The sequence below is a fragment of the Ruegeria sp. genome (assembly GCF_965221235.1).
Lineage (GTDB): Bacteria > Pseudomonadota > Alphaproteobacteria > Rhodobacterales > Rhodobacteraceae > Ruegeria.
This window is the reverse complement of sequence record NZ_CBDCRS010000004.1, coordinates 2,437,692-2,449,425: the sequence shown is the minus strand read 5'-3', so window position 1 is coordinate 2,449,425 and position 11,734 is coordinate 2,437,692. Positions and strand designations below refer to the sequence as shown.

The 11,734-nt window shown below is 59.8% G+C and carries 16 protein-coding genes; 6 read left to right on the top strand and 10 right to left on the bottom strand.

The window, feature by feature from the left end; translation table 11 throughout:
- Positions 1 to 18: 18 nt before the first annotated feature.
- The 10 genes from rnc to folK all read right to left on the bottom strand — a co-directional run bounded on the left by rnc (position 19) and on the right by folK (position 7,767).
- Positions 19 to 699, bottom strand: coding sequence for a ribonuclease III (gene rnc / locus ACOQOY_RS15520; RefSeq protein ID WP_420586266.1), 681 nt, complete (start codon positions 697 to 699; stop codon positions 19 to 21).
- Positions 696 to 1,535, bottom strand: coding sequence for a signal peptidase I (lepB, locus tag ACOQOY_RS15515; protein WP_420586265.1), 840 nt, complete (start codon positions 1,533 to 1,535; stop codon positions 696 to 698). Before lepB ends, rnc begins: the two co-directional genes overlap by 4 nt.
- A 57-nt stretch (positions 1,536 to 1,592) precedes the next feature.
- Entirely contained in the window at positions 1,593 to 2,012 is a 420-nt protein-coding gene (acpS, locus tag ACOQOY_RS15510) for a holo-ACP synthase (protein ID WP_420586264.1), read from the bottom strand.
- The gene (locus tag ACOQOY_RS15505) at positions 2,009 to 2,470 is read right to left on the bottom strand and encodes an ABZJ_00895 family protein (RefSeq protein WP_420586263.1); all 462 of its coding nucleotides are present in this window, start codon (positions 2,468 to 2,470) and stop codon (positions 2,009 to 2,011) included. Before ACOQOY_RS15505 ends, acpS begins: the two co-directional genes overlap by 4 nt.
- Positions 2,471 to 2,515: 45 nt before the next feature.
- A complete protein-coding gene (locus ACOQOY_RS15500) occupies positions 2,516 to 3,139 on the bottom strand; it encodes a LysE family translocator (RefSeq protein ID WP_420586262.1) in 624 nt (207 codons plus the stop codon).
- The gene (locus ACOQOY_RS15495) at positions 3,136 to 3,882 is read right to left on the bottom strand and encodes a pyridoxine 5'-phosphate synthase (RefSeq protein ID WP_420586261.1); all 747 of its coding nucleotides are present in this window, start codon (positions 3,880 to 3,882) and stop codon (positions 3,136 to 3,138) included. The genes ACOQOY_RS15500 and ACOQOY_RS15495 overlap by 4 nt, the downstream gene beginning before the upstream one ends.
- Positions 3,875 to 4,573, bottom strand: coding sequence for a DUF2062 domain-containing protein (locus tag ACOQOY_RS15490; RefSeq protein ID WP_420586260.1), 699 nt, complete (start codon positions 4,571 to 4,573; stop codon positions 3,875 to 3,877). Before ACOQOY_RS15490 ends, ACOQOY_RS15495 begins: the two co-directional genes overlap by 8 nt.
- 16 nt (positions 4,574 to 4,589) lie before the next feature.
- Entirely contained in the window at positions 4,590 to 6,722 is a 2,133-nt protein-coding gene (locus ACOQOY_RS15485) for a RelA/SpoT family protein (RefSeq protein WP_420586259.1), read from the bottom strand.
- Between the two features lie 26 nt (positions 6,723 to 6,748).
- On the bottom strand, positions 6,749 to 7,102 hold the full coding sequence (rpoZ, locus tag ACOQOY_RS15480) for a DNA-directed RNA polymerase subunit omega (RefSeq protein WP_010437681.1): 354 nt from the start codon (positions 7,100 to 7,102) through the stop codon (positions 6,749 to 6,751).
- Positions 7,103 to 7,197: 95 nt separating this feature from the next.
- A complete protein-coding gene (gene folK, locus ACOQOY_RS15475; RefSeq protein ID WP_420586258.1) occupies positions 7,198 to 7,767 on the bottom strand; it encodes a 2-amino-4-hydroxy-6-hydroxymethyldihydropteridine diphosphokinase in 570 nt (189 codons plus the stop codon).
- A gap of 140 nt (positions 7,768 to 7,907) precedes the next feature.
- Between folK and ACOQOY_RS15470 the strand changes: the two genes are divergently transcribed.
- The 6 genes from ACOQOY_RS15470 (at position 7,908) to ACOQOY_RS15445 (ending at position 11,734) form a co-directional block, all read left to right on the top strand.
- Positions 7,908 to 8,483 (top strand): NYN domain-containing protein, encoded by a 576-nt coding sequence (locus ACOQOY_RS15470; protein ID WP_058283597.1) that lies wholly within the window; start codon positions 7,908 to 7,910, stop codon positions 8,481 to 8,483.
- Positions 8,484 to 8,673: 190 nt separating this feature from the next.
- Positions 8,674 to 9,624 carry a 4-hydroxy-3-methylbut-2-enyl diphosphate reductase gene (ispH, locus tag ACOQOY_RS15465; protein WP_420586257.1) on the top strand — a complete coding sequence of 317 codons (951 nt, stop codon included), beginning with the start codon at positions 8,674 to 8,676 and terminating at the stop codon, positions 9,622 to 9,624.
- On the top strand, positions 9,621 to 10,073 hold the full coding sequence (locus tag ACOQOY_RS15460) for a DUF3429 domain-containing protein (RefSeq protein ID WP_420586256.1): 453 nt from the start codon (positions 9,621 to 9,623) through the stop codon (positions 10,071 to 10,073). Before ispH ends, ACOQOY_RS15460 begins: the two co-directional genes overlap by 4 nt.
- Complete coding sequence (locus tag ACOQOY_RS15455; RefSeq protein WP_420586255.1) at positions 10,070 to 10,654, top strand: class I SAM-dependent methyltransferase; 585 nt, start codon at positions 10,070 to 10,072, stop codon at positions 10,652 to 10,654. The genes ACOQOY_RS15460 and ACOQOY_RS15455 overlap by 4 nt, the downstream gene beginning before the upstream one ends.
- Complete coding sequence (gene rnhA, locus ACOQOY_RS15450) at positions 10,647 to 11,114, top strand: ribonuclease HI (RefSeq protein WP_420586254.1); 468 nt, start codon at positions 10,647 to 10,649, stop codon at positions 11,112 to 11,114. Before ACOQOY_RS15455 ends, rnhA begins: the two co-directional genes overlap by 8 nt.
- The gene (locus tag ACOQOY_RS15445) at positions 11,111 to 11,734 is read left to right on the top strand and encodes a trimeric intracellular cation channel family protein (protein WP_420586253.1); all 624 of its coding nucleotides are present in this window, start codon (positions 11,111 to 11,113) and stop codon (positions 11,732 to 11,734) included. The genes rnhA and ACOQOY_RS15445 overlap by 4 nt, the downstream gene beginning before the upstream one ends.

The window sequence follows — 11,734 nt, the reverse complement described above, 5'->3', positions numbered from 1 at the left end:
TCCGGACACAGGGGCGGGCTATTTCGGCAGATCGTTCAACAGAGCTTTGGCAGCGGCCTGTTCGGCCTGACGTTTTGAGCCTGCCGTGGCCTGCGCTTCGGTGCCATCCTGAAGACGGGCCGCGATGGTAAAAACAGGGGCGTGGTCGGGGCCGCTGCGTTTAACCTCGATATACGAGGGCGGCTTCTGGCCGCGGGCCTGCGCCCATTCCTGAAGCGAGGTTTTGGCGTCACGTGCGTCCGCTTCGACCGTGTGGACGCGGTCGCCCCAGAGGGCGAGGATAACGTCACGGGCTGCCTCAAAGCCCGCGTCGCGATAGATGGCGGCGATGACGGCCTCCATCGCGTCTCCCAGAAGGGCCTGTTTGCGGCGACCGCCCGACAGCATCTCGGACCGGCCCAGTTTCAGAACCGCGCCCAAGTCGATTTGTCGGGCGACATCGGCGCAGGCTTCTTTGCGGACCAGCGCGTTGAAACGGGGGGCGAGTTGGCCTTCGGAGGCTTTCTTATCGGCTTCCAGCAAGGCCGTCGCCATGACAAGACCCAGCACCCGGTCGCCCAGAAACTCCAACCGTTGATTATCCGGTCGCGTGGCCGAGGATACCGACCCATGGGTCAGCGCGCGCACCAGCAGTTCAGGGTTGGTGAATTCATACCCCAAACGCTGCTGGAACGCTTTTATCTCGGCCGAAAGCTTCAATTGACCGCCTTAAAGAAACGGTCGCTACGCCAGGTCCAGAAGAACAGCATCGACCGACCTGCGGAAGAGAACATGATCCGGTCCGCACGGCCGATCAGGTTCTCATAAGGCACGTAGCCCACGCCGCCAGCGGATTGCGGCAGGCGGCTGTCGCTGGAGTTGTCGCGGTTATCACCCATGAAGAAATAGTGGCCCTCGGGCACGGTGTAGATGCCGGTATTGTCCGAACCCTGATCGCCGATATTCAGCACATCGTAGGACACTCCATTCGGCAGCGTTTCGATAAACCGGGATTTCTCGCAAACGCCGCCTATGCCGACCGGGCCATTTTCGCAGCGAGGACGAAGACGTTGCGGACCTTGCGGGGCGGCAACTTCGGTGAATACGCCGTCGGGCTGCTGTGGAACCGGCGAGCCGTTCAGGATGATCTGCCCTTCGCGGATCTGAATGCGGTCGCCCGGCAGGCCGATCAGGCGTTTGATATAGTCGCGCCCGGTGACGGGGTGGCGAAATACGATAACGTCGCCGCGTTCAGGCTCACCCCCCCAGATGCGGGAATTGTCGTCGCCCTGCATCCAGCCGCAGATATCCTCGGCATCAATATTCAGACCAACGCTGGGAATAATCAGGCTGGGGCACGAGGCGTAGGAATAGCCGTAAGACATCTTGTTGACGAAGAGGAAATCCCCGATCAGCAAAGTCTGCTTCATCGAGCCCGACGGAATCCAAAACGGCTGAAAGAACAGGGTGCGGAAAATGCCCGCAATCAGCAGGGCGTAGACGATGGTTTTGATCGTCTCCCACACGGGATTTCCGGTTTTGACGTCCTCAGCCATACTGCTCTCCGGTCCTTTGGTTGTTGGGGTGCTACATGCGTGGCCGTGGGGGGCAAGTCAAGGCTGTGTGGCGTGATCTTGAAGCGGGCGCGCCTCGATCACCACGAAGGCCTGCGCCCAGGGGTGGTCGTCGGTAAGCGTCACGTGGATGATCGCTTCATGTCCCTCGGGCGTCATCTCTTTCAGGCGCTCGGCGGCCCAGCCGGTGACGTGCATCACGGGCTGGCCGGTGCCCAGGTTTGTCACCGCCATATCCTTCCACGCGATGCCCATGCGCAAACCGGTGCCCAGCGCCTTGGAACACGCCTCTTTCGCGGCCCAGCGTTTGGCATAGGTGCCTGCGGTGTCGTGGCGGCGCTCGGCCTTGCTCTGCTCGGTCTCAGTGAAGACACGGTTGCGGAACCGGTCACCGAAACGGTCGAGCGTGCCCTGTATGCGGTCGATATTTGCGAGGTCTGTGCCGATGCCGAGGATCATTGATCTACTACTTCCTGTTGTTTTCTCGCGAGCGACCTGAGTTCTGCTTTGATGCAGAGTGGAAACACCACCGCGTTCGACACAAACGCAACTGTGGTCAGGAACCCCATCAAAAATATAACCTGACCTGTGCGATGCCAGTCATTCAGCGTGTAAAGCGAAATTGGCCCGATTTCAGACCAAGCCAACAAGACGTAGGCAGCGTAATTTACAAAGAAGAAGATCAGTGTTGCAAGGCACGCAAAGGTCAACAGCTCGCGCCAATCCGGCATGTGCCGGGCGGAGCGGGCAACACCGCGTCCAGCAACTGCCGCAGCCAGAATGGCGGATAAGACCGGAATTCCCACATTCGTAAGATTGATCCCAGTCAGTACAAGCAGCAAGACAATAGCGATGGGAAGAAGAAATCTGATTGCCACCAGACAAACAGTGTATTGCCAAAGGCTTATCGTCTTCAATGCCGCCTCCTGGGGTTAAAGGCACGTGTGATTTGGGTGTGATCGTCAGGACAACCGCACCGTCAGAATCTTATAGCTCGCCACGCCAAAAAAACCGGCGAAGGCAAAGTCGAACCAGCGGCGGGCGCGGCGGTAGGTGCGGACCATGCGCTCGGACGAGAACAGGAAGGCGTAGCCGATGAAGATCAGCAGCGACCCGGCGTAGAGCATGGCGAAATAGCCCAGCAGCATCGACAGGCTGGCGTCGCTGGGTGCGACGATGGCGTAGATCGACCCCCAGCTGAGGATCGCCTTTGGGTTGGTCAGGTGGATCGCTGCTCCTTTGGTGAAGATGGTCGGCAGGGTCCCTTTGACCGGCTTGCCCAACGCAACCTCATCCGATGTCATCGCCCGGCGCAGAGCCTTAAGGGCCAGCCAGCCCAGATAGGCCACACCGACATAGCGGATGACTTCAAAAACCCAGACATTGGCCAGCATAATGGCCGACAAGCCGAGCGCGGCAGCCACACCCCACGCTGCGGACCCGGCGCAGATACCAAGCGCGAAGGTCAACCCGGCCTTACGACCTTCGTTCATCGCAGTTCCGGCGATGCCCATAGTCGCCGGCCCAGGCGAGCCTCCGGCCATCAGCCAGGCGAACCAGATGGCGATGAAGCCAGGGGTGATCACGCGCGGGCCTCATCCATCAGTCGACGCATTTCAGCAATGGCCGGGGTGAGGCCGCGGAAGATCGACTCGCCGATCAGGAAGTGGCCGATATTCAATTCGCGCACTTCCGGGAAGGCAGCAACCGGCTGCACAGTATCGTAAGTCAATCCATGGCCCGCATGGACCTCAAGGCCCAGCGAATGCGCGAATGCGGACATTTCGCGCAGGGATTCCAGTTCGCGCGCGGCGTCCTCGACGTGGCCTTCGGCATGGGCGTCGCAATAGGCACCGGTGTGCAGTTCGATCACCTCGGCGCCGATGCGGTGGGCGGCCTCAATCTGGCGGCGATCAGCGGCGATAAAGATCGACACGCGACAGCCAACATCGCGCAGAGGCGCAATGAAATGGGCCAGCTTGTTTTCCTCGCGCGCGACCTCCAGCCCGCCTTCGGTGGTGCGTTCCTCGCGCTTTTCAGGAACGATGCAAACCGCGTGTGGTTTATGGCGCAAAGCGATCTGCTGCATCTCGGGCGTGGCGGCCATCTCAAAATTCAGAGGCACCGACAGCACCTCCATCAGCCCGTCGATGTCAGCGTCCGAGATATGGCGGCGGTCTTCACGCAGGTGCGCCGTGATGCCATCGGCCCCGGCCTCTTCGGCCAGTTTAGCCGCGCGCAGCGGATCGGGATACGCGCCGCCACGGGCGTTTCGCACGGTGGCCACGTGGTCGATATTCACGCCCAGACGCAATTGGTTGTCAGACATCGCTTGATTCCTTTCCCGAATTCCCGCCCGAGCCTAGAGGCTTTGCCACAGGAACGGCAGCCTTGGTTTCCGCCAAACGCTTGATTTCCTCGAATTTCGCCTTGATACGTGCGCGGCGGCGCTGCTGATAGGTGCGTACCACCGGCAGGCTGAGGTAGTAGCAGACAACAGCGGTTATCAGTCCCGGTATGATCCCGCCGATCAGATAGGGAAAAAACACCTCATCATAAAACACGCTCAGGCCACGCCAATCAGCGACGCGATCGGTGAATATGGCCAGAAAGTTGTTTTTCAGATCGCCCAGCGCCTGACCGAAGCTGTTCATCAGGCCGTGGGTTTCCCCCTCTTCAAAATCATCCCCCAGAAGGAAATGACCCGTCTGAAGGCACACCACGCCAATAGGGACATAGGTCAGTGGGTTGCCGAAAAACGTGCCGCTGAGCGAGGCCAGAAAATTTCCGTTTATCAAGCGGCTCAGCAGTGCGGCGACAAAGAAGTGAAAGCCGTAAAAAGGCGTGAAGGCCGCAAATACCCCTGCCCCGACCCCGCGCGCAATACGCTCAGGCGAGTCTGGCAACCGGCGAATGCGATGTTTGACGTAGTGAAATGCACGGGTCCAGCCACCGCGCGGATAGATGAATTCCGAAGCGATCTGAATGGGCGAGCGTCGGTCTCGGCGCTTGAAAACCACTCCTGATCACCCCTTCTCAGCCAGCCGCGACCGCGGCTTTTTCCCGGTTCCGATGCCGTTCGACCGCAGCAACGTCGCTCTCCGCTTCAAGCATCAGCATCAGCGAGTGCAACTGCTCCAGATCGCGCAGCTCGACTGTGATCAGCAGACGGTAAAAATCCGGTTTGCGATCAACGAATTCCAGGTTCGAGATATTGGCCTTTTTCTCGCCGATCAATGTGCAAATACGTCCCAGAACGCCAGCGTCGTTGCCGATGGTCAGGTCCAGCGTCACGCCATAGGCGGCCGGGTGCGTACCGGAATGCCAGTGAAGGTCCACCCAACGGTCGGGCTCACTTTCGTAGTCGGACAGCCGGTCACAGTCGATGGCATGCACCACCACGCCCTTGCCGCGATAGGTAATGCCAACGATACGCTCACCCGGCAGCGGTTGGCAGCACGGCGCACGGTCAAACTTCTGGCCCGGCTCCAAACCGATCACCGCGCGGCGCGGGGATATGGCGTCGCCTTCATCCTGCGTCAGCTCGGGATAGACCGCGCTGACCACCTCATGCGCGGTCAGTTCGGCACTGCCCAAACGGGCCAGCAACTCGTGCCGGTCTTTCAGGCGTAGGTGCTTGGCGGCAGTATCCAGAGCCTTGTCTGTGGCTTTGCGGCCCACGTGATCGAACCCCGATCGCGCCAGCTCCTTGCCCAGCTTGATGAACCGCTCACGATCCACCTCGCGCAGCGCACGGCGGATCGAAGTGCGAGCCTTGCCGGTAACCGCGATCTCGAGCCATGTGACCTGCGGGGTCTGGCCATCGGCGGTGATGATGTCCACCGATTGCCCGTTCTTGATCCGGGTCCACAGTGGCACGCGGATGCCGTCCACCTTGGCGCCGACACAGGCGTGACCGATCCGGGTGTGGATCGCGTAGGCAAAATCAATCGGAGTCGCGCCGCGGGGTAGCTTGACCACATCCCCTTTGGGCGTGAAGCAGAACACCTGGTCCGAATACATCTCGAGCTTCACGGCCTCGAGGAAATCCTCGTGATCGTCCTCACTGTCAAATTGTTCGGTCAGGTTCGCGATCCACTTGGCCGGATCGACCGCAAAGGGGTTTTCCGAACGCACACCATCTCGATACGACCAGTGCGCAGCAACGCCGGTTTCAGCCACGTCATGCATCTGACGGGTGCGGATCTGCACCTCAACCCGTTTGCCATCACGTCCCGAAACGGTGGTGTGGATCGAGCGGTATCCGTTCGATTTCGGCTGGCTGATATAATCCTTGAACCGACCCGGCACCGCGCGCCAGCGTTGATGGATCGCGCCCAGCGTCCGATAGCAGTCTTCCTCGGTCTGGGTGATGATGCGGAAGCCATAGATGTCGGACAGGCGCGAAAAGCCCTGATCCTTCTCCTGCATCTTGCGCCAGATCGAATAGGGTTTCTTGGCGCGGCCAAACACCTCGGCCTCAATCCCGGCCTTCTCCAACTCATGCCGCATGTCGCCGGTGATCCGATGGATCACATCGCCGGTTTCGCGTTGCAGCGTGATGAAGCGGCGAATGATCGACTGTCGGCCCTCGGGGTTTAGAACACGGAAGGCGAGGTCTTCCAGCTCTTCCCGCATCCATTGCATACCCATCCGGCCTGCCAGCGGCGCGTAGATATCCATCGTCTCGCGCGCTTTGACGACCTGCTTTTCCGGTCGCATTGCCTTGATCGTGCGCATGTTGTGCAGACGGTCGGCCAGCTTGACCAGAATGACTCGCAAGTCCTTGGACATGGCCATGAACAGCTTGCGGAAGTTCTCGGCCTGTTTGGTCTCGCGGCTCGAGAGTTGCAGGTTGGTCAACTTGGTGACGCCATCGACCAGCTTGGCAACCTCATCCCCGAACAGCTCGGCGACCTTGCCATAGCTGGCCTTGGTGTCTTCGATCGTGTCGTGCAGAAGCGCCGTGATGATGGTCGCGTCATCCAGACGCTGTTCGGTCAGGATGGCGGCAACGGCAACGGGATGGGTAAAATAGGGCTCGCCCGAGTGGCGGAACTGCCCCTCATGCATCTCTTTCCCGAACTCATAGGCCCGGGCGATGCGTTCAGCATTGGTTTTTGGGTTATAGTTGCGGACCAGCGCAATCAGGTCGTCAGCAGAAATCATCCGGTCCGCACCTTCGTCTTTGGGGCTTACCCCTGGCCTTGAGCCTCCATCAGAGCGCGCAGGAGCTTTTCTTCGGACATGTCGTCATCGGCAGGCTTGTCCGATTCCGCACCCATCAGCAGCGCCATCTGATCTTCTTCCGGCTCGTCCACTTCGATCTGAGTCTGGTTGGCCTCGATCAGGCGCTCGCGCAGCTCGTCCGCGCTCTGGGTTTCGTCGGCGATCTCGCGCAGCGATACGACAGGGTTTTTGTCGTTGTCACGGTCCACGGTGATCGGACCGCCGGCAGAAATCTCGCGCGCACGATGGGCGGCAAGCATCACCAGTTCGAACCGGTTCGGAACCTTGTCTACGCAATCTTCAACCGTCACGCGGGCCATTGGGCGCTCTCCGTTACTGAATCTATGTCAGGAAGGGGTTTATCTAAGCGCGAATCCCCGGCTTGACAAGCAGGAAATAGCCCCAATTGCGCCGTTCACAGTGGGGTAACGGCTTCGATATCCTCAGTTGGTAGTGCTGCAAGCATGTCCGAGACGCTTTGCCCCAACACGGGGTGCTGCCAATCGGGGGCAATATCAGCCATCGGCACCAGCACAAAAGCCCGGTCCTGCAGGCGCGGATGCGGCAGGATCAGTTGATCCGGGGCTTGCTGCCGTTGCGCCTCGGGCGACAGGGTCAGCCATCTGTCATATTCGGCACGGTCCGGCAGAACGACATCGTCATAGCACAGCAGATCCAGATCAAGCGTCCGCATCCCCCAGCGCTGCACCCGCTCGCGGCCATATTCATGCTCCACCTCATGCAGCAGTTGCAACAGCTCCGATGGGGTCTTTTCCGTCTCAATCAGAGCTGCCGCATTCACGTAATCCGGCCCGGCACCCGCTGGAAAACAGGGGGTCGCAAAAAAGCGGCTGACGGCGCGAATCACCACCCCCTGACGCGACATCGCGTCAAGAGCCTTTTGAAGTGTCACCTTGGGCTCAGAACCTCTCAAATTGAGATTCGCACCCAGTGCAATCACGGCTTTTGACAAAGAATTGCTCATTAAACCCCCTATATTCGGCGAATTGCATACTTGCGATACACATTAAAAGGCCTAATTATAGACACATCAGCGCGCCGCCTATTTTTGTAGCTCACTCACCTATCACCCGGCGTTCTGGTTTGTACCGGAAGGACCTATTTATGTTTTATAAAGACGAACGGCTAGCGCTGTTCATCGATGGCTCGAATCTTTATGCGGCCGCCAAAGCTCTGGGGTTTGATATCGACTACAAGTTGCTGCGGCAGGAGTTCATGCGCCGCGGTAAGATGCTTCGGGCTTTCTACTATACAGCGCTCTTGGAAAACGACGAGTATTCGCCGATCCGCCCCCTTGTTGACTGGCTGCATTACAACGGCTTCACCATGGTGACGAAACCGGCCAAAGAATACACCGACAGCATGGGGCGTCGGAAAGTCAAAGGAAATATGGACATCGAACTGACTGTCGATGCCATGGAACTGGCACCGCGGGTTGACCATATTGTGCTGTTCTCGGGCGATGGGGATTTCCGCCCGCTGATCGCAAGCCTGCAACGGCAGGGCGTGCGCGTATCGGTCGTTTCGACCATCCGCAGCCAACCGCCGATGATTTCGGACGAACTGCGCCGCCAGGCCGACAACTTTATCGAGCTTGAGGACCTGCGCGACGTTATCGGCCGCCCTCCTCGTGAAATGCCGATGGAGCCGCGCAGCGTCGCGGCCGCCGGCGGACAGTAAACCCGGCACTCACCAAGCCGGGGAAAGAAATTGGCGCGGTCTGGATTCACCACCCGGACCGCGCCTTTTTAACAATGCACAGGTGCTGAAACACCTTTGGGCTAACACCGATTCATGTCAGGGAAATGACAAGGTCCTGTCTGGACCATGGCCATGAAAAGACTTACCTGTGGCCTATGGAGACCGTGACATGACCAAGCCCCCCCTGACCCTTTACCTTGCCGCTCCGCGCGGGTTCTGTGCCGGTGTTGACCGCGCGATAAAGATCGTCGAGATGGCGCTGCAAAAATGGGGCGCGCCGGTCTATGTGCGCCACGAGATCGTCCACAACAAATTCGTCGTCGACGGGCTGCGTGCCAAGGGAGCCGTGTTCGTCGAGGAACTGGACGAATGCCCAGACGATCGTCCGGTGATTTTCTCGGCTCATGGCGTGCCAAAATCCGTTCCGGCCACGGCGGCGCAGCGTGAGATGATCTATGTCGACGCCACCTGCCCGTTGGTCTCAAAGGTCCATGTCGAGGCCCAACGCCATGCCGATGCAGGGTTGCAGATGATCATGATCGGCCACAAGGGACACCCTGAGACGGTCGGCACGATGGGCCAACTGCCCGATGGTGAGGTTTTGCTGGTCGAAACGGTGGAGGATGTGGCCACCGTCGAGGTGCGCGACCCCGACAAGCTGGCTTTTGTCACTCAGACCACCCTGTCGGTGGATGACACCAAAGACATCATCGCAGCGCTCGAAGCCCGGTTCCCTCTGATCGTCGGGCCACACAAAGAAGACATCTGCTACGCCACCACCAACCGGCAAGAGGCGGTAAAGGCCGTGGCTCCGAAATCGGACGCCCTGCTGGTGGTCGGCGCGCCGAATTCATCAAACTCCCGCCGTCTGGTCGAGGTCGCCTCGCGCGCCGGGTGCAATTACGCGCAACTGGTGCAGCGCGCGACCGAGATTGACTGGCGGGCGCTGGAAGGCATCTCGTCCGTCGCTATTACCGCCGGGGCCTCGGCCCCCGAAGTTCTGGTGAATGAAGTAATCGACGCATTCCGCGACCACTACGACGTAACGGTCGAAATGGTCGAAACCGCCGTCGAAAACGTAGAATTCAAAGTCCCCCGTGTCCTGAGGCAACCTGCATGAGCGGAGTACCCAGGGTTCCGCTGATCCTCGGTCTGGCCGGTTTGATCCCGTTTATCTGGGGCGCGCTGACCTATCTGAACGACGATCTGCACGCATGGGGTACGCAGACCATCGGCGCGCGCTTTGTGGGGCCTTATGTGCAACTGTTCTACGGCTCGGTGATCCTCAGCTTCATGTCCGGCGTGCTGTGGGGGTTTGCCACCAAAACCTCAGGCAGCAGGGCGACGGTCTTTTACACCCTGTCGGTCCTGCCCGCCCTTTGGGCCTTTTTCAAAACCGGTGGCGGGCCGATCAGCGCTGGCATCAACCTGATGTATGGTTTTGCCGGACTGTTGGTGCTGGACGCCATCTTTGCCTATTGGCGGCTGACCCCGGTCTGGTGGCTGCGTCTGCGTGTGACGCTGACCGCCATCGTGATCGCCTGTCTGGCTGTGGGAGTGTATCTGTGACCGACGAAAGAACGATCAACGCGTATTCGACCCGCGTGGCAGATTATCTTCAGGTTCCACTGCCGCCCGAACAGATCGAAGCCCGCATGGCCTTTGCCGAAGCGGTCGGCACCGGTCACATTCTGGACCTCGGCTCTGGCCCCGGATCGGACAGCGCGTTTTTCATGCGCGAAGGTTTGACGGTGCGGGCGCTGGACGCCACCCCGGCCTTTGTCGAGCACGCACGTGAAAACGGTGTGGATGCGCATCTGGGGACCTTTGAGGATGTCACCGAAAAGGCCGAGTATGACGGCATCTATGCCAGTTTCTCGCTTTTGCACGCCCCGCGCGCTGAATTCCCGCGTCATCTGGCGGCCATCCATCGAGCGCTAAAACCCGGGGGCATCTTTTTCCTTGGCCTGAAACTGGGAACGGGCGAGCATCGCGACGATCTGGACCGCTATTACACCTATTTCTCACAGACTGAGATCGAAGAGGCCATGGCACACGCTGATTTCACCATTGACCGTATCACCACTGGCATGGGAACGGGTCTGGCCGGGTCCTATGACGGGTTCATTCTGGTACTCGCCCATGCCTGAACTGTTTGCCTATACCGACGGTGCCTGTTCCGGCAATCCCGGCCCCGGCGGCTGGGGCGTGTTGCTGCGCGCGACAGAGGGCGACAAGGTCCTGAAAGAGCGGGAGCTCAAGGGCGGCGAGGCCGAAACCACCAACAACCGCATGGAGCTGTTGGCCGCGATCAGCGCGCTGGAAACGCTGGAACGTGCCTCAACCATCACCGTTGTCACCGACAGCGCTTATGTGAAAAACGGCGTGACCGGATGGATCTTCGGCTGGAAGCGGAACGGCTGGAAGACCTCGAACAAAAAGCCGGTCAAGAATGTCGATCTTTGGCAGCGTTTGGACGAGGCGCAGACCCGGCATGATGTCACATGGGAATGGGTCAAGGGCCACGCAGGACATCCTGAAAACGAAAAGGCCGACGAACTGGCCCGCGCAGGCATGGCGCCGTTCAAACCGCAAAAGGCAAAATCATGAACGGTCTGGCCGCGCTGGACTTTGCCGCGGTTCTGGTCTTTGCCCTGACAGGCGCTCTGGTGGCCAGCCGGGCGCAGCTGGATCTTATCGGCTTTGCCTTCATCGCCTGCCTGACGGCAGTGGGGGGCGGCACGGTTCGCGACCTTTTGCTGGACCGACACCCGGTCTTCTGGGTCGGACAGCCCTATTACATCCTGATCGCCGTTGCCGCTGCGGTTGTTGTGTTCTTCACTGCCCACCTGATGGAAAGCCGGTACAACTGGCTGATCTGGCTGGACAGCTTCGCATTGTCCATCGCTGTGGCCGCCGGTACGGGCGCGGCCCTGTCGCTGGATCAGCCCGGCACCATCGTGGTGTTGATGGGGGTTTGCACCGGGTGTCTGGGTGGCCTGATGCGCGACGTGGTCTGCAACGAGGTGCCGCTGGTGCTGAAACAGGGGCAGCTTTATGTATCTTGCGCTTTCGCAGGTGCGTTGGTGGCGGTGTTCGCAACGCGTCTTGGGTTGGACGGGCTGCCAGCACTGGGATTATGTGCTCTGGCCTGTTGGTCGTTGAGGGCAGGATCGCTGCTGTTCGGCTGGCAATTGCCGGTTTACAAGGCGCGGCCGCCCCGGCAATAG

Excerpts from the sequence above, each read along its gene's own strand:
- acpS (WP_420586264.1), bottom strand. The coding sequence starts at position 2,012 with ATGATCCTCGGCATCGGCACAGACCTCGCAAATATCGACCGCATACAG.
- ispH (WP_420586257.1), top strand. The coding sequence starts at position 8,674 with ATGACCAAGCCCCCCCTGACCCTTTACCTTGCCGCTCCGCGCGGGTTC.
- rpoZ (WP_010437681.1), bottom strand. The coding sequence starts at position 7,102 with ATGGCCCGCGTGACGGTTGAAGATTGCGTAGACAAGGTTCCGAACCGG.
- ACOQOY_RS15485 (WP_420586259.1), bottom strand. The coding sequence starts at position 6,722 with ATGATTTCTGCTGACGACCTGATTGCGCTGGTCCGCAACTATAACCCA.
- ACOQOY_RS15470 (WP_058283597.1), top strand. The coding sequence starts at position 7,908 with ATGTTTTATAAAGACGAACGGCTAGCGCTGTTCATCGATGGCTCGAAT.
- folK (WP_420586258.1), bottom strand. The coding sequence starts at position 7,767 with ATGAGCAATTCTTTGTCAAAAGCCGTGATTGCACTGGGTGCGAATCTC.
- ACOQOY_RS15445 (WP_420586253.1), top strand. The coding sequence starts at position 11,111 with ATGAACGGTCTGGCCGCGCTGGACTTTGCCGCGGTTCTGGTCTTTGCC.
- ACOQOY_RS15460 (WP_420586256.1), top strand. The coding sequence starts at position 9,621 with ATGAGCGGAGTACCCAGGGTTCCGCTGATCCTCGGTCTGGCCGGTTTG.
- rnhA (WP_420586254.1), top strand. The coding sequence starts at position 10,647 with ATGCCTGAACTGTTTGCCTATACCGACGGTGCCTGTTCCGGCAATCCC.
- ACOQOY_RS15495 (WP_420586261.1), bottom strand. The coding sequence starts at position 3,882 with ATGTCTGACAACCAATTGCGTCTGGGCGTGAATATCGACCACGTGGCC.
- lepB (WP_420586265.1), bottom strand. The coding sequence starts at position 1,535 with ATGGCTGAGGACGTCAAAACCGGAAATCCCGTGTGGGAGACGATCAAA.